A 15,138-nucleotide genomic window follows, 5' to 3' on the forward strand; every position below is an offset into this window, starting at 1 on the left:
CCCCGCCGGGGAGAGGGAGCAGGCCCTGCCACGGCAAAGGATTGGAAAAGAGCATGGCCACACTCATTCTCGGCACGCTGGGCGGAACGGTCGGCGGGGCGCTGTTCGGGCCGCTCGGGGCGCTGGCCGGGCGGGCGCTGGGTGCGCTGGGCGGCTCGGCCATCGATTCGCTGATACTGACGCCGGGACAGCGCAGCGAAGGGCCGCGCCTCAGCGAGTTCGGCACCATGACCTCGACCGAGGGCGCGGCGCTGCCGCGTCTCTATGGACGGGCGCGGCTGTCGGGGCAGGTGATCTGGGCGGCGCCGGTGCAGGAAGTGGTCTCCACCCAGACGCAGTCCGCCGGCGGCAAGGGCGGCGGGCTGGCGGGCGGCGGCAGCAGCACCACGACCTATGCCTATTTCGGCAGCTTCGCGGTGGGGTTGTGCGAGGGCAAGGTGACGCGCATCGGCCGCATCTGGGCCGATGGGCGGCTGCTCGATACCCGCGGGCTGAATCTGCGCCTGCATCTGGGCGCCGAGGACCAGCTTCCCGACCCGCTGATCGAGGCGCGCGCACCGGCGGCGCCGGCCTATCGCGGCCTCGCCTATCTGGTGTTCGAGGGGCTGGCGCTGGCGCGCTTCGGCAACCGCCTGCCGCAGATCTCGGTCGAGGTGGAACGGGCGGTCGGCGCGCTGGAGGGCGCGGTGCGGGCGGTGACGCTGATCCCCGGCGCCACCGAGTTCGGCTATGAGCCGCGCGAGGTGCTGCGGGTCGACCGGCCGGGGGTCTACCAGCTGGAAAACCGCCATGTGACCACCCATGCCAGCGACTTTTCCGCCTCGCTCGACCAGTTGCTCGCCACCTGCCCGAATCTGGAACGGGTGGCGCTGGTGGTGACCTGGTTCGGCACCGACCTCAGGGCCGGCCAGTGCCAGATCCGTCCCGCCGTCGAGCGCCGGGTCAAGCCGACCCAGATCGGCATTTTCGCCGAGGCGTGGCAGGTGGCCGGGCAGACGCGCGCCAGCGCCGCGCTGGTGAGCCAGTATGAGGGCAAGCCGGCCTATGGCGGCACGCCCTCCGACGCCAGCGTGATCGCGGCGATCGCGGCGCTGAAGGTGCGCGGGCTGAAGGTGACGCTCAACCCCTTCGTGATGATGGACATTCCCGCCGGCAACGCGCTGCCCGACCCGTGGAGCGGGGCGGCCTCGCAGCCGGCCCATCCCTGGCGCGGGCGCATCACCTGCCACCCCGCGCCCGGTGTCGCCGGCTCGCCGGACGGGACCGCGGCGGCGGGCGCCCAGGTGACGGCGCTGTTCGGCACCGCGAGCGCGGCCCATTTCGGCGCCTCGGGCGGGCGGGTGACCTATTCCGGCCCGGCTGAATGGGGCCTGCGCCGCATGGTGCTGCACTACGCCAGGCTGGCGCAGATCGCCGGTGGGGTGGAGGCAATCCTCATCGGCTCGGAAATGGCCGCGCTGACCCGGGTGCGCTCGGCGCCGGGAACCTACCCCGCCGCCGCCGCCTTCGCCGCGCTGGCCGGCGAAGTGAAGGCGATGCTCGGGGCGGGGACGCAGATCGGCTATGGCGCCGACTGGACCGAATATGGCGCCCATGTCCTCGGCGGCGGGGCGGAGGTGCGCTTTCCGCTCGACCCGCTATGGGCGTCGCCGGCGCTCGATTTCATCGGCATCGACTGGTACCCGCCGCTGGCCGACTGGCGCGACGGCGACGCCCATCTCGATGCCGAGAGCTTCGAGAGCGGCCACGACCCCGCCTATCTCGAAGGCAATCTCGACGGCGGCGAGGCGTTCGACTGGTATTACCCCGATGACGCCGCCCGCGCCGCGCAGGCGCGCGCGCCGATCACCGACGGCGCCTATGGGGAGGCATGGCTGTTCCGCCAGAAGGACCTCGCCGGCTGGTGGGCGAACGCTCATCATGAGCGCGTCGGCGGGGTGCGGCAGGCGAGCCCGACCGGCTTCGTGCCCGGCTCCAAGCCGGTGCGCCTGACCGAGATCGGCTGCCCGGCGGTGGACAAGGGGGCGAACCGGCCGAGCGCCTTTCCCGACCCCAAATCCACCGAGGGCGGGCTGCCGCCCTTCTCCAACGGGGCGCGCGACGACCTGATCCAGCGCCGGCATCTGCAGGCGACGCTGGCCGGCTTTGCCGGCTCGACGGCGCTGAACCCGGCGGCGGCCGGCCTGCCCGGCGGGCGCATGGTCGACCCCGCCGCGATCACTCTGTGGACCTGGGACGCGCGGCCGTTCCCGGTGTTTCCGCGCGCGACCAATGTGTGGGCGGACGGCGCCAACTGGCAGACCGGGCACTGGCTGACCGGCCGGCTGGGGGCGGCGCCGCTGGCCGAGCTGACGCAGGCGCTGGCGGCGGATTTCGGCGTGCCGGACCTCGCCAGCGGGGAACTGCGCGGCATTGTCGACGGCTATGTGGTCGACCGGCCGATGACCGCCCGGGCGGCGCTGGAGCCGCTGGCGCGCGCCTTCGGTTTCGACCTCAACGAGCGCGGCGGGGCATTGTCGCTGCGCCCGCGCGGCGGGCGGGTGCGGGCGGTGCTGGACGACGACGACATCGTCGCCGGCGAGGGCATCGCCGCGCCGTCGCTGGTGCGGGCGGCGGAGAGCGAATTGCCGCTTTCCGCCACGCTTGGCTTCATCGACGGCAATAATGACTACCGCCGCGCCACCGCGGTCTCGCGGCGGCTCGCCGGGGCGGCGCGGGCGGAGACCGGGCTGGATGTGGCGATGGTGGCCGATCCGGGTCTCGCCGCCGGGCTCGCCGACATGTGGCTGCAGGATGCCTGGGCCGGGCGCGACCGTGTGAACCTGACCCTGCCGCCGGGGCATCTGGCGCTGGAGCCGGGCGACCTTCTGCGCTGGGAGCGCGACGGGCGCGCCCGGCTGCTGGAGATCGTCTCGATCGAGGACCGCGAGGCGCGGGCGGTGAGCGCGCGCGGCATCGACCCCGCGGTGTTCGCCCTCGCGGTGCGCGACGGGCGGGCCGGCGCGGTCGATCTGCCGGGCGGCGACGGGCCGCCGCTGGTGCATCTCGTCGAGCTGCCGCTGGAGAGCGGGGAGGCGACGCCCGCCCTGGCGTGGATCGGCGGTTTCGTGACGCCGTGGCCGGGGAGCCTCGCGGTGTGGCGGGCGGTGGATGGCGGCAGCTTCCAGCCTCTGGCCACGCTGGCGGCGCCGGCGGTGACCGGCGCGACGCTGACCGAACTCGCTCCCGGCCCGGTCTGGCGCTGGCACCGCGCCAGCCTCGACATCGAACTCGATGGCGGGCTGGTGGCGGGGGCGAGCGAGGAGGCGGTGCTGGGCGGGGCCAATGCGCTGGCGCTGATCGACCCGGCCGGCGCGGTGGAGGTGATCCAGTTCGTTGAGGCCGAACTCATCGGCGCCGCGCGCTGGCGGCTGTCCGGGCTGCTGCGCGGCCAGCTCGGCACCGAGGCGCGGGCGGCGACGGCCTGGCCCGCGGGCACGCGACTGATGAAAATCGACGCCAATCTGGTGCCGGTGGCGCGCGGGCTCGACCTTGTCGGACGCGCGGTCGTCTATCGCATCAGCGGCGCCGACCGCGACCATGGCGACGCGGCGGTGACCGAGATCGCCGCCACGCTTTCGTCGGCGGCGCTGCGCCCGTTCGCGCCGGTGCATGCGCGGGCGCGGCGCGGCGCGGCCGGGGTGACGCTGAGCTGGACCCGCCGCACCCGCAGCGGCGGCGATTCCTGGGACCTGGTCGAGGTGCCGCTGGGCGAGACCGGCGAGGCCTACGAGGTCGAGATCCTCGGCGGGGCAAGCGTCAGGCGGCGCTTCACCACCACGGCGCCCTCTCTTCTCTACCCGGCGGGCGACGAGATCGCCGATTTCGGCGCGGCGCAAACCTTCCTCGACGTGCGGATCGCCCAGCTCTCCGCCGAGGTCGGCGCCGGCGCGGCGCTGACCGCCCGGCTGCGGCTCTGACCGCCAAACTGCACAGGACACCACCATGAGCGAGACCACCCCCCATCTCGCGCTGCCGCTGCTGGCGGCGGCGCAGGCGCAGAAGCACGTCACCCATAATGAGGCGCTGGCGCTGCTCGACGCGGCGGCGCAGCTCGCCGTGCTCGACCGCACCCGCATGGCGCCGCCGGCGGCCTCCGTGCCGGGCGACCGGCATATCGTGGCGGCGGGCGCCACCGGCGCCTGGGCCGGGCACGAGGGCGAGATCGCGCTTCATGACGGCGGCTGGCGCTTCCTGGAGCCCCGCGCCGGCTGGCGCGCCTATGTGGGCGCGGAGGCGCGCTCGCTGCTTTTCGACGGCGGCGCGTGGCGCGACGCCCTCGCGATGACGCCCTCCGGCGCCACCGCGACGCTGCGCGCGGTGGAGGAGGAGGTGACCCTTGCGGGGGCCTTCGTTGCCTCGACCCTGCTCATTCCCAGCCGGGCGATCTGCCTCGCCGTGGCCAGCCGCACGGTGGCGGCGGTGACCGGGGCGAGCGCCTATGAGGTCGGCATCGCCGGCGAGACCTCGAAATTCGGCGGGCTGCTTGGCGTCGCCCTGGGGGCCAGCAATATCGGCGTGATCGGCCCGCAGGCCTTCTATGCCGACACGCCGCTGCGCGTCACCGCGCTGGGCGGCAGCTTCACCGGCGGGCGGGTGCGCCTCGTCCTCTCCTATCTCGCCTTCACCCTCTGACCTTCGGAGCGATCCATGCCCTATGATTCCGCCAAGGACCCCTGGCACCGCCGCGCCCTCTCGCCGGCCGGACTCGGCCGCTCCGGTGCCCTGGTGACGCCGAGCGACGCCACCGACCTGCCGCGCTACGCAAGGCTGCGGGTGTTCGTGCCGGCGACGCTGGCGAGCGCGGCGGTGCGCATCCTCACCGTCGAGGCGGCGGACGACGCGCCGCTGACCCTGCCGCTCGCCCCCGGGCAGGTGAGCGTGTTGGAATTCCTGGTCCGCCGCGTGCTGGCGACCGGCACCACGGCCGGGCTCGTCATCCACCGGGTCGATTGAGATGGCGGCGTTCGGTTTCGCCCTCGATCTCACCCGCCGGCACGGCGCCGCTCCGGCACGGCCGCCGCTCGACCGCTTCGCCGGCCAGCTCTTCGCGGCCTTCGGGCTGACCCGGCTGCTGACCGGCCACGCCGGGCCGGGCGTGCGGGTGCGCCGCTCCAGCGACGGCGCCGAGCTGGATATCGGCTTCACCGGCGCGGGGGCGCTGGACACGGCGAGCCTGTTCGCCTTCGCCGGCGCCGGCAGCGCCTATGCCGTGAGCTGGTACGACCAGAGCGGGCAGGGGCGGCACGCGCTGCAGACCATCGCGGCGGCGCAGCCGCGCCTCGTCAGTGCCGGCGTGCTCGACAGCGGCCCGAACGGCCGGCCGGTGCTGGTGTTCGACGGCGCGAACGACTGCCTCAGGATTCAGGACGCGGCGGGCTTCTCGCAGGAGGTGAACCAGACCACGGTGGCGGTGGTGGTGAACGCGACCAATGCGGCGCTGGCGCCGTGGCCGTTCTGCGATGTCTTCAGCGGCACCAGCGTTCGCTCCGGTATCAGCCTGGTCAGCGGCTCCGCGCGCGTCTCGGGCCGGCGCACCGGGGTGTCCGCGCTCACCCATATCGGCGGGGCCTGGACCGAGGGCTGGCGCGCGCTGACAGGCCGGATCGACTACCTCGCCGCGACGGCGGACATCACGGTCGACGGGGTGACGACGGCGGCGGAATTCCTGCCTCCGGGCGGGCCGAGCTATAGCGGCGCGTCGGTCGATCCACCGACCATCGGCGCCGCCAACGTCATCGGCTTCATGGCCGGGCAGATGAGCGCGGTGGCGATGGCGCGCGACGCGCTCGACGCCACGGCCCTCGACGCGGCCCTCAACGAGGTGCGGCCATGATGTTGCTCATCCTGCCGAGCGAGGCGCAGGCGCGGGCGCGCTCCCGGGCCGCCTATCAGGCCGCGAACCTGGCGGCGCTGCCGGGCCTCGTCACCCGCGCGCTGTGGACATGGCGGGCGCACCCGAGCGACGGGCGCGCCGCGCTGGAAATTCCCGGCACGCCGGCCGATGCCGGGCTTGGCCTGCCGCCGTCCGTCTATGAGGCGCTGCTGACGGCGGACGAACGGGTGGCGCTGGTGGCGATGCCGCCGGAGTGGCGGATCGAACCAGCCCCCTGAGCCGTGCGGTGCCGGCTATTCGGCCGGGCCCGGCGGGGTGGGCACCGGACCAGCCGGATGGGATGCGCCCGCCGGCGCGGCGGAGACGGCGGGCCGCGGTGCCGCCACGCCGGCCGGTGCGGCCTTGCTCGCCGCCGTGACGACCGGCCGGGTCAGGACGGGCGGGCGCGCGACGATGCGGCGCTGCGCGGTCTCGACCACGCCGGCGATCTTCTCGAACCGCTTCAGGCGGACGATCTCGGCGTTGAGCCGGTCGAGCTCCTCGCCGATGGCGCGGCAGATCGCCCGGTAGCTTTCGGGCGTGAGCCGGTCACGCATATAGGCGACGCCGCGCTCGCGCTCCGGGTCGCCGCTTTTCAGCACCACCGGAGCCACGGCCAGCAGCGCTTCGGCCTGAACCTGGCCGGAACTGCGGCGTGCTTCATCGAAAATGCCGCGCAGGTCTTCAACGAGTCGATCTTCTCTTGCCATGCCGAGCGGAGCCTCTCGTCCGTAGCCAGCTAATCGCAAAAATGGTCTCGGAAGCCCGGTATTTTTGCAACCGTGCTCCGGTAGTGGCGTGGTTAACATATCCTTAATCCCCAGAAATAACCCAAAAAATCGTGCAACGGAGCCATGCAATGACCGCATCGAGCTTCGACGAGGCGCTGAAGCGCGTGCTCGTCCATGAGGGCGGCTATGCCGACCACCCCGCCGATCCCGGCGGGGCGACCATGAAGGGCGTCACCCAGCGCGTCTATGACGGCTGGCGCGCCCGCCATGGCCTGCCGCAGCGGCCGGTGCGGCGGATCGAGCCGGGCGAGGTGGCGGCGATCTACCGGCGCCAGTACTGGGACGCGGTGCGCGGCGACGATCTGCCGGCCGGGCTCGACTACGCGCTGTTCGACGCGGCGGTGAATTCCGGCCCCGCCCAGGCGGCGAAATGGCTGCAGCGCACGCTGAAGGTCGCCGCCGACGGCCAGATCGGCGAGGCGACGCTGGCGGGACTGGCGGGACGCGACGCGGCGACGCTGGTCGACGGCGTGTGCGACCGGCGCCTCGCCATGCTGCGGACCTTGCGCACCTTTGCCACCTTCGGCGCCGGCTGGACCCGCCGCGTCGCCGAGGTGCGGGCCGTGGCGGAGCGGATGGCGGGCGCGGCCGGTGCCGCGGTGGCGGAAGCGCCCGACAGCGCCGGCGCGGCGCGGGCGCGGCCCGCCGACACCAGGCTCTCGCGCACGCCGGAAGGAGCGGGCGGGCTGATCAGCGGGGCCGGCGCGCTCGGCGCGGTGGTGGCCGAGCAGGCCGACCGGCTGGCGCCGCTGGCCGGCCTCGCCGAGCCGCTGAAATGGCTGTTCGCGGCGCTGATGCTGGCCGGCGTGGGGCTGACGCTGCGCGGGGCGCTGGCGCGAATCAATGCCGGGGAGGTGGCGCGGTGACGGTGCTGCTGGGACTGCTGGCGAGCCCGCTCGGGCGGAGCGCGGCGCTGATCCTCGCCGCCCTCGCGCTGGCCGGGGGGATCTATCTCAAGGGACGCCTGGAAGGCCGGGCGGCCTGTGTGGCGGAGGGAGAACGCGATGTGCTTTCCACGATCGAACGCGCGGGGCGCGCGCGGGCTGATGCTGATCGGCGCAATGCTGACGACGGCCGGCTGCGCGACGACGACGCCTTCCGCCGCGACTAGGGGCGCGTGCGGGGCGTTCGCGCCGATCAACTGGGCGATTGAGGACACCGACCCGACCATCCGCCAGGTGAAGGCGCACAACGCGGTGGGGCGGGAATTGTGCGGCTGGCGCGGGAGGGGGTGAGGCAACTCCTTCGCTTTGCCCGGCGGGGAGAGGGAGCCGCCTGCCTTGCGGCTGCCTCGGCTTGGCGGCCCGCACCTGACATCGGCGTCGCGCGGTGGCATGCTCGGCGCGCCGCGCTCACCCTGCGCGGCGTGCCTGAGGAACCGCCGTGCGCCTGCTTGTCGTCGAGGACGATCCCGATCTGAACCGCCAGATGGTCGAGGCGCTGGTCGAGGCCGGCTATGCCGTCGACCGCGCCCATGATGGCGAGGAAGGCCATTTCCTCGGCGACACCGAGCCCTATGACGCGGTGGTGCTCGATATCGGCCTGCCGAAGATGGACGGCCTTTCCGTGCTGGAGGCGTGGCGGCGCGAGGGGCGCAAGATGCCGGTGCTGATTCTTACCGCCCGCGACCGCTGGAGCGACAAGGTGCAGGGCTTCGACGCCGGCGCCGACGACTATGTCGCCAAGCCTTTCCACATGGAGGAGGTGCTGGCGCGCATCCGCGCCCTGCTGCGCCGCGCCGCCGGCCACGCCGCCAGCGAACTGACCTGCGGGCCGGTCATGCTGGACACCCGCTCGGGCCGGGTGACGGTGAATGGCCGGCAGGTGAAGCTGACCTCGCACGAGCACCGGCTGCTCGCCTATCTCATGCATCATGGCGGGCGGGTGGTGTCGCGCACCGAATTGGTCGAGCACCTTTACGACCAGGATTTCGACCGCGATTCCAACACCATAGAGGTGTTCGTCGGGCGCCTGCGCAAGAAGCTGGAGGTCGACGTGATCCAGACCGTGCGCGGGCTGGGCTATCTGCTGGTGGCGCCCGAAAGCCCGCGCAGCGAGCCCCTGCGCTGATGCGCGCCGGCTCGCTGGCGCTTCGGCTGTTCGTCTCGGCGACGGTGGTGAGCGTCGCCGTGCTGGCGATCACCGGGTTCGCGCTGCATTCGGTCTATCGCGCGGCGGTGGAGCGGTCCTTCGACCAGCGGCTCGACGTCTATCTCAAGACCATCGTCGCCGACGTCGCCAATTCGCCCGCCGGCACCATGCCGGAGCCGACCACGCTGGGCGACCCGCTGTTTAATTTCCCGATTTCCGGCTGGTACTGGCAGATCGCCCGCACCGACGGGCCGGCCCCGCAGGTGAAGACCTCGCGCTCCATGCCCGAGGGCAAGCTGCCGCTGCTGTTCGAGCGCAGCGAGAATTCCGACGTTTCCGGGCTGCGCGAGGGGTATGCCGAGGGCCCCGCCGGGCAAAGGCTGCGCATCGTCGAGCGGGTGGTCGACCTCGGCGAGGACGGGCGCTACGCCGTCGCGGTGGCGGCCGATGCCGGCGAGATCGAGGAGGAGGTCGAGGCGTTCGACCAGGCGCTGGCGGTGACGCTGGCGGTGCTGTGGGCGGCCTTCCTGCTGACGCTGGTGTTCCAGGTGCTGTTCGGCCTGCGCCCGCTCAAGCGCATGCTCGCCGCCCTGCACGAGGTGCGCACCGGCCGGGCCGACCGCATCGAGGGCGCCTATCCCGTGGAGATCGCCCCGCTCGCCGCCGAGGTCAATGCGCTGATCGACACCAATCGCGAGATCGTCGAGCGCGCCCGCACCCATGTCGGCAACCTCGCCCATGCGCTGAAAACGCCGATCTCGGTGCTGCAGAACGAGGCGGCGCGCGGCAGTGCCGTCGACCCCGCGCTCGCCGCCAAGGTGACCGAGCAGGCACACATCATGAAGGAGCAGGTGGCGCATCATCTGGAGCGGGCGCGGATGGCCGCGCGCGCCTCCGTCGTCACCACGGTGGAGGAGGTTGAGCCGATCGTCGCCCGGCTCGCCGCGACGCTGGCCAAGGTGCATCGCGGCAAGGGCGTGGCGGTGGAGGCGGAGGTCGCCGGCGGCGTGCGCTTTCGCGGCGAGCGGCAGGACCTTGAGGAAATCCTCGGCAACCTCGTCGACAATGGCTGCAAATGGGCGCGCTCGCTGGTCGAGATCGCCGTCGCCCCGATGCCGGGCGGCAGCGGCGGGCGGGACTATTTCGAGATCGTCATCGACGATGACGGGCCGGGCCTGACCCCCGAGCAGCAGACCGAGGCGCTGAAGCGCGGCAAGCGGCTGGACGAGACCCAGCCGGGCTCGGGGCTCGGCCTGTCGATCGTCGCCGAACTGGTCGGGCTCTATGGCGGGCGGCTGACGCTCGGCCGCTCGCCCTTCGGCGGCCTGCGCTGCGTGGTCCGGCTGCCGGCCGCCTGAGGTGGCGCGGTAGAGGTGACGGGGCCGCGCTTTCGCCCTATTGCTCTTCCTTGGTGCGAAAGGTGCCGTGTCGAAGCTGGAGGACGAAATTTCATGCGCGCATACCAATTCGTGGCCGTGGGCCTTGTCGCCGGGGCCCTCGCGGGCTGCAGCACCGCGCAGGAAAATCCGAACACGGTCGGCGGCGCGGCCATCGGCGCGGTGGCGGGCGGCGTGATCGGCCAGCTCGCCGGCCACAACACCGCCAGCACGCTGGTCGGCGCGGCGGTGGGCGGCCTGATCGGCGGCACCATCGGCAATGCGCTCGACCAGCAGGACCGGCAGCGCGCTCGCGAGGCCGAGACGCAGGCGCTGGAATATGGCAATCCGGGCGCGCCGGTGAGCTGGCGCGGCGACAGCGGCGCCTATGGCACCATCGTCCCCGGCCCGGCCTATGCGCGTGGCGGCTCGCCCAAATGCCGCGAATTCACCCACACCATCTACATCAACGGCCAGCCGCAGACCGCGCGCGGCACCGCCTGCCGCAACCCCGACGGCACCTGGTCGCCGGTCGCCGGCTGAGCCCGCGTCTGCCCTGCGCGCCCCGTGGCGGGGTGACGCAGGCGGGTGCGAACTCGCGGGACTGTGAGCCTGCGTCGATCCGACCGAGGGTGTTACGGATTGGCGTCGGCGTCCCGGTCGGCTACCCCAGCGCATTAGAGGAAGACTAATGTTGCTGTGGATCGCCTTTTCGCTGATGACGGCGGCCGCCATTCTGGCGGTGCTGTGGCCGTTGCGCACCGGCGCGGCGACGCGGGCCGCCGGCACCGCCGACGCCGACCTCGCCGTCTATCGCGACCAGCTGGCGGAGATCGCACGCGACCGCGCCACCGGCCTCATCGGCACGGCCGAGGGCGAGGCGGCGCGGGCCGAGGTCGCCCGTCGCATCCTGCGGGCCACGGCCGAGATCGGGCAGGAAGGCGCCGTGTCCGGCGGCGACCGGCGCCGGCGGCTGGTGGCGGCGATCGCCCTGGTCGGGGTGCCGCTGCTGGCGGGCGGGCTGTATCTCTGGCTCGGCTCGCCGCTCTACCCGCCGCAGCCGCTGGCGCAGCGGCTGGAGGCGCAGCCGAACCCCTCCGACATCGCCATCCTCATCCGCAAGGTCGAGACCCATCTCGAAGCCAATCCGGATGACGGGCGCGGCTATGAGGTGGTGGCGCCGATCTATGCCCGCATCGGCCGCTTCGACGATGCCGCGCGGGCCTGGGCCAATGCCATCCGGCTGCTCGGCCCCAGTGCCGTGCGCGAGACCGGGCTCGGCGAGGCGCTGATGGCGCAGGCCGGCGGGGTGGTGACGGGCGCGGCCAAGTCGGCGTTCGAGGCGGCGCTGGCCGCCGACCCGAAAGACCCCAAGGCACGCTATTTCCTCGGCCTCGCCGCCGAGCAGGACGGCAGGAACGCGCAGGCGGCCGCGATCTGGAGCGCGCTGGCGGCCGACACGCCGGCCGACGCGCCCTGGCGCGGCCTGCTGGGCGACGCCCTTGCCCGTGTCGGCGCCGAGATGCCGGCCCCCGCCGCCGCTTCCGGCCCCGGCGCGGCCGATGTGGCGGCCGCCGAGAGCCTCACGCCCGCGCAGCGCCAACAGATGATCCGCGGCATGGTGGAGCGGCTGGAAGCGCGGCTGGCGGAGCAGGGCGACGATATCGACGGCTGGCTGCGGCTGATGCGGGCCTGGAGCGTGCTCGGCGACGGGGCCAAGGCGAAGAGCGCCGCCGGGCAGGCGCGCCAGCATTTCGCCGGCGACACCGCCGCGCTCGGCCGCATCGACGCGCTGGCGCGCGAACTCGGGCTCGGGAGCTGACGCCATGACCCGCAAGGGACGCCGCCTTCTCGTCATTTCCTGCGCGCTCGGCATGCTCGGCATCGCCGCCGGGCTGGTGCTGTTCGCGCTCAACGACACGATCGTGTTCTTCCGCACGCCGAGCGAGATCGCCGCCGAGGGCACCCGCCCCGGCACGCGGCTGCGGCTCGGCGGGCTGGTGAAGGATGGCAGCGTGGCGCATACTGACGGCACCCATGTGCGCTTCGTCGTCACCGACCACGGGGCGGACATGAGCGTGGCCTATGTCGGCCTGCTGCCCGACCTGTTCCGCGAGGGGCAGGGGGTGATCGCCGAGGGTGTCATCGCGCCCGACGGCAGCTTCGCGGCGGACAGCGTGCTCGCCAAGCATGACGAGAACTACATGCCCAAGGAAGTCGCCGAGGCGCTGAAGAAGCAGGGCGTGTGGAAGGAAGGGGAGGCGACGCCGTGAGGAGTGTCGGACGCTCCAGCCGCGTTGCTCAGAGCATCCTTCGAGGCTCGGGCGCTGCCCGAGCGCCTCGGGATGACGTTGCTCCCCGCAACGATCCTCCTGGTCATACCGTCATCCTGAGGCGCCGCGACGCGGCCTCGAAGGATGCTTATCGGGGTACCCGCCCATGAACCCGGAAATCGGCCATTACGCGCTGGTGCTCTCGCTCGCCGTCGCCATCCTGATGACGGTGATCCCGATCTGGGGCGCGCGGGCCGGCGACGCGGCGCTGATGAAGGTGGGCACGACGCTGGCGCTGGTGCTGGCCGGCTTTGTCGGCCTGTCCTTCGCGACGCTGGTGGTGGCCTATGTGCAGTCCGATTTCTCGGTGCTGAACGTGGTGGAGAACTCGCATTCGGCCAAGCCGCTGCTCTACCGCATCACCGGCACCTGGGGGAACCATGAGGGTTCCATGCTGCTGTGGGTGCTGGTGCTGGCGATCTTCGCGGCGCTGGTGGCGCTGTTCGGCAACAACCTGCCGGCGCGGCTGAAGGCCAATGTGCTGGGCGTGCAGGGCTCGGTGGCGACGGCGTTCCTGCTGTTCATCCTGCTCACCTCCAACCCGTTCACCCGGGTGATTCCGCCCCCCGCCGAGGGGCAGGACCTCAACCCGATCCTGCAGGATATCGGCCTCGCCATCCACCCGCCGCTGCTCTATCTCGGCTATGTCGGCTTCTCCATCACCTTCGCCTTCGCGGTCGCGGCGCTGATCGAGGGCCGGATCGACGCCACCTGGGCGCGCTGGGTGCGGCCCTGGGCGCTGACCGCCTGGGCCTTCCTGACGCTCGGCATCGCCATGGGCTCCTACTGGGCCTATTACGAACTCGGCTGGGGCGGCTGGTGGTTCTGGGACCCGGTGGAGAACGCCTCGCTGATGCCGTGGTTCGCCGGCACCGCGCTGATCCATTCCGCCGTGGTGATGGAAAAGCGCGACGCGCTGAAGGTGTGGACCGTCCTTCTCGCCATTCTCGCCTTCTCGCTGTCGCTGCTCGGCACCTTCCTGGTGCGCTCGGGCGTGCTGACCTCGGTGCACGCCTTCGCCACCGATCCCTCGCGCGGCGTGTTCATCCTCGCCATCCTGGTGTTCTTCATTGGCGGCTCGTTGGCGCTCTACGCGCTGCGGGCGCCGATGCTGCGCCAGGGCGGCCTGTTCGCGCCGGTCTCGCGCGAGGGCGCGCTGGTGCTGAACAACCTGCTGCTGACCGCCGCCGCCGCGGCGGTGCTGGTGGGCACGCTCTACCCGCTGGCGCTGGAGGCCCTCGACGGCTCGAAGATCACCGTCGGGCCGCCCTATTTCAACCTGACGGTGGGCGCGCTGATGCTGCCGGTGGCGTTCGCCATGCCGTTCGGGCCGCTGCTGGCGTGGAAGCGCGGCGACCTGATCGGCGCCAGCCAGCGGCTGATGGCGGCCTTCGGCGCGGGAATCGTGATCGCGGCGCTGGCCGCCTATGCGCAGGGCGGCGGGCCGGTGCTGGCGCCGTTCGGCATGGGGCTGGCGGCCTTCGTGGTGATCGGCGCGGTGGCCGAAGTGATCGAGCGCGCCGGCTTCGGCCGGGTGCCGAGGGCAACCGCCTTCGCCCGGCTGCGCGGCCTGCCGCGCGCGGTGTTCGGCGGGGCGCTGGCCCATGCCGGCGTCGGCGTCTGTCTGTTCGGCATCATCGCCGAGACCAGCTGGAACGCGGAGCGCATCGCCGGGGTGAAGGTCGGCGGCAGCTTCGAGGTGGGCGGCTACGAGCTGACCCTCGACCGGCTGGAGCCGCGCAACGGGCCGAACTACCGCGACCTCGTCGGGGTGTTCTCGGTCCGACGCGGTGGGGTCGAGCATGGCACCATCGAATCGGCCAAGCGCCTGTTCACCGCCCGCAACATGCCGACCACCGAATCGGGCATCCGCACCATGGGGTTCAGCCAGCTCTATGTGAGCCTCGGCGACGAACTGCCGGGCGGCGGGGTGGGCGTGCGCGCCTATTGGAAGCCGTTCGTGACGCTGATCTGGATCGGCTCGATCATCATGGCGCTCGGCGGCGCGCTGTCGCTCAGCGACCGGCGCCTGCGCGTCGGCGCGCCCAAGCCGGCGAAGAAGCCGAAGGTGAAGCCCGATCCCGCCTCACCGGTGCCGGCGGAATGAGGGCGATGCGCGCAGGCTTCGCCTTTCTGCTGCTGACGCTGGCGCTCGCCGTCACCCCGGCTGCCGCCGTGCAGCCCGACGAGGTGCTGCCCGACCCGGCGCAGGAGGCGCGGGCGCGCGAGCTCTCCAAGGAGCTGCGCTGCATGGTCTGCCAGAACCAGTCGATCGACGATTCCGACGCGCCGCTGGCGCGCGACCTGCGCCTGCTGGTGCGCGAGCGCATCCAGGACGGCGACAGCGACCGCGAGGTGATGGACTATCTGGTCGCCCGCTATGGCGAGTTCGTGCTGCTGCGCCCGACCTGGCACGGGGCCAACGCCATTCTGTGGCTGGCGCCGTTCGCGGTGCTGGTGTTCGGCGGCATCGGCCTGTTCGTCGCCTATCGCCGCCGCGCCGCGCAGGCGGGCTCCGCCGATGCCCCGGCGGTGGCGCCTTTGTCGCCGGAGGAAGAGGCGCGCCTGCGGGTCGCGCTCGGCGGCACGGCCTCGCCGGAAGGCCCGGCGGACGTTACGAAACTTTAACGCCG

15 protein-coding genes are annotated in these 15,138 nt (G+C 72.6%); 14 read left to right on the forward strand and 1 reads right to left on the reverse strand.

From position 1 onward, the window contains the following. Positions 1 to 53 precede the first annotated feature (53 nt). The 5 genes from KHC23_RS21235 to KHC23_RS21255 are packed head-to-tail and all read left to right on the forward strand — an operon-like array spanning position 54 to position 6,153. Positions 54 to 3,959, forward strand: coding sequence for a baseplate multidomain protein megatron (locus KHC23_RS21235; RefSeq protein ID WP_213375524.1), 3,906 nt, complete (start codon positions 54 to 56; stop codon positions 3,957 to 3,959). A gap of 25 nt (positions 3,960 to 3,984) precedes the next feature. Further along, the gene (locus tag KHC23_RS21240; RefSeq protein WP_213375526.1) at positions 3,985 to 4,674 is read left to right on the forward strand and encodes a DUF2793 domain-containing protein; all 690 of its coding nucleotides are present in this window, start codon (positions 3,985 to 3,987) and stop codon (positions 4,672 to 4,674) included. 15 nt (positions 4,675 to 4,689) lie between these two features. Continuing rightward, on the forward strand, positions 4,690 to 4,995 hold the full coding sequence (locus KHC23_RS21245) for a spike base protein, RCAP_Rcc01079 family (protein ID WP_213375528.1): 306 nt from the start codon (positions 4,690 to 4,692) through the stop codon (positions 4,993 to 4,995). A 1-nt stretch (position 4,996) separates the two neighbouring features. After that, the gene (locus KHC23_RS21250; RefSeq protein ID WP_213375530.1) at positions 4,997 to 5,875 is read left to right on the forward strand and encodes an arabinofuranosidase catalytic domain-containing protein; all 879 of its coding nucleotides are present in this window, start codon (positions 4,997 to 4,999) and stop codon (positions 5,873 to 5,875) included. Beyond that, positions 5,872 to 6,153 carry a hypothetical protein gene (locus tag KHC23_RS21255; RefSeq protein WP_213375531.1) on the forward strand — a complete coding sequence of 94 codons (282 nt, stop codon included), beginning with the start codon at positions 5,872 to 5,874 and terminating at the stop codon, positions 6,151 to 6,153. The genes KHC23_RS21250 and KHC23_RS21255 overlap by 4 nt, the downstream gene beginning before the upstream one ends. A gap of 15 nt (positions 6,154 to 6,168) precedes the next feature. Here KHC23_RS21255 and KHC23_RS21260 read toward each other — a convergent pair whose 3' ends face one another. After that, a complete protein-coding gene (locus KHC23_RS21260) occupies positions 6,169 to 6,624 on the reverse strand; it encodes a hypothetical protein (protein ID WP_213375533.1) in 456 nt (151 codons plus the stop codon). Between the two features lie 149 nt (positions 6,625 to 6,773). On the opposite strand from KHC23_RS21260, the gene KHC23_RS21265 reads away from it, so the two are divergent. From KHC23_RS21265 to KHC23_RS21305, 9 genes are all read left to right on the forward strand, one after another. Beyond that, positions 6,774 to 7,571, forward strand: a complete 798-nt coding sequence (locus KHC23_RS21265) for a glycoside hydrolase family 108 protein (RefSeq protein WP_213375535.1) — start codon at positions 6,774 to 6,776, stop codon at positions 7,569 to 7,571. Further along, positions 7,568 to 7,816 (forward strand): hypothetical protein, encoded by a 249-nt coding sequence (locus KHC23_RS21270; protein WP_213375537.1) that lies wholly within the window; start codon positions 7,568 to 7,570, stop codon positions 7,814 to 7,816. The genes KHC23_RS21265 and KHC23_RS21270 overlap by 4 nt, the downstream gene beginning before the upstream one ends. A gap of 272 nt (positions 7,817 to 8,088) precedes the next feature. Beyond that, positions 8,089 to 8,775, forward strand: a complete 687-nt coding sequence (locus KHC23_RS21275) for a response regulator transcription factor (RefSeq protein ID WP_213375539.1) — start codon at positions 8,089 to 8,091, stop codon at positions 8,773 to 8,775. Next, positions 8,775 to 10,154, forward strand: coding sequence for an ATP-binding protein (locus KHC23_RS21280; protein WP_213375541.1), 1,380 nt, complete (start codon positions 8,775 to 8,777; stop codon positions 10,152 to 10,154). Before KHC23_RS21275 ends, KHC23_RS21280 begins: the two co-directional genes overlap by 1 nt. A gap of 93 nt (positions 10,155 to 10,247) precedes the next feature. Further along, on the forward strand, positions 10,248 to 10,715 hold the full coding sequence (locus tag KHC23_RS21285) for a glycine zipper domain-containing protein (RefSeq protein ID WP_213375542.1): 468 nt from the start codon (positions 10,248 to 10,250) through the stop codon (positions 10,713 to 10,715). A gap of 148 nt (positions 10,716 to 10,863) precedes the next feature. Continuing rightward, a complete protein-coding gene (gene ccmI, locus KHC23_RS21290) occupies positions 10,864 to 11,994 on the forward strand; it encodes a c-type cytochrome biogenesis protein CcmI (protein WP_213375544.1) in 1,131 nt (376 codons plus the stop codon). Between the two features lie 4 nt (positions 11,995 to 11,998). Next, a complete protein-coding gene (ccmE, locus tag KHC23_RS21295) occupies positions 11,999 to 12,445 on the forward strand; it encodes a cytochrome c maturation protein CcmE (RefSeq protein WP_213375545.1) in 447 nt (148 codons plus the stop codon). Between the two features lie 166 nt (positions 12,446 to 12,611). Further along, positions 12,612 to 14,612 (forward strand): heme lyase CcmF/NrfE family subunit, encoded by a 2,001-nt coding sequence (locus KHC23_RS21300; RefSeq protein WP_213375546.1) that lies wholly within the window; start codon positions 12,612 to 12,614, stop codon positions 14,610 to 14,612. Next, a complete protein-coding gene (locus KHC23_RS21305) occupies positions 14,609 to 15,133 on the forward strand; it encodes a cytochrome c-type biogenesis protein (RefSeq protein ID WP_213375547.1) in 525 nt (174 codons plus the stop codon). Before KHC23_RS21300 ends, KHC23_RS21305 begins: the two co-directional genes overlap by 4 nt. The last annotated feature ends 5 nt before the right edge of the window (positions 15,134 to 15,138 follow it).

The sequence above is a fragment of the Ancylobacter dichloromethanicus genome (assembly GCF_018390645.1).
Taxonomy (GTDB): Bacteria; Pseudomonadota; Alphaproteobacteria; order Rhizobiales; family Xanthobacteraceae; genus Ancylobacter; species Ancylobacter dichloromethanicus.

Coding starts and splice junctions, on each gene's coding strand:
- KHC23_RS21260 (WP_213375533.1), bottom strand. CDS start 6,624: ATGGCAAGAGAAGATCGACTCGTTGAAGACCTGCGCGGCATTTTCGAT.
- KHC23_RS21250 (WP_213375530.1), top strand. CDS start 4,997: ATGGCGGCGTTCGGTTTCGCCCTCGATCTCACCCGCCGGCACGGCGCC.
- KHC23_RS21300 (WP_213375546.1), top strand. CDS start 12,612: ATGAACCCGGAAATCGGCCATTACGCGCTGGTGCTCTCGCTCGCCGTC.
- ccmE (WP_213375545.1), top strand. CDS start 11,999: ATGACCCGCAAGGGACGCCGCCTTCTCGTCATTTCCTGCGCGCTCGGC.
- KHC23_RS21245 (WP_213375528.1), top strand. CDS start 4,690: ATGCCCTATGATTCCGCCAAGGACCCCTGGCACCGCCGCGCCCTCTCG.
- KHC23_RS21305 (WP_213375547.1), top strand. CDS start 14,609: ATGAGGGCGATGCGCGCAGGCTTCGCCTTTCTGCTGCTGACGCTGGCG.
- KHC23_RS21280 (WP_213375541.1), top strand. CDS start 8,775: ATGCGCGCCGGCTCGCTGGCGCTTCGGCTGTTCGTCTCGGCGACGGTG.
- KHC23_RS21285 (WP_213375542.1), top strand. CDS start 10,248: ATGCGCGCATACCAATTCGTGGCCGTGGGCCTTGTCGCCGGGGCCCTC.
- ccmI (WP_213375544.1), top strand. CDS start 10,864: ATGTTGCTGTGGATCGCCTTTTCGCTGATGACGGCGGCCGCCATTCTG.
- KHC23_RS21265 (WP_213375535.1), top strand. CDS start 6,774: ATGACCGCATCGAGCTTCGACGAGGCGCTGAAGCGCGTGCTCGTCCAT.
- KHC23_RS21235 (WP_213375524.1), top strand. CDS start 54: ATGGCCACACTCATTCTCGGCACGCTGGGCGGAACGGTCGGCGGGGCG.
- KHC23_RS21255 (WP_213375531.1), top strand. CDS start 5,872: ATGATGTTGCTCATCCTGCCGAGCGAGGCGCAGGCGCGGGCGCGCTCC.
- KHC23_RS21240 (WP_213375526.1), top strand. CDS start 3,985: ATGAGCGAGACCACCCCCCATCTCGCGCTGCCGCTGCTGGCGGCGGCG.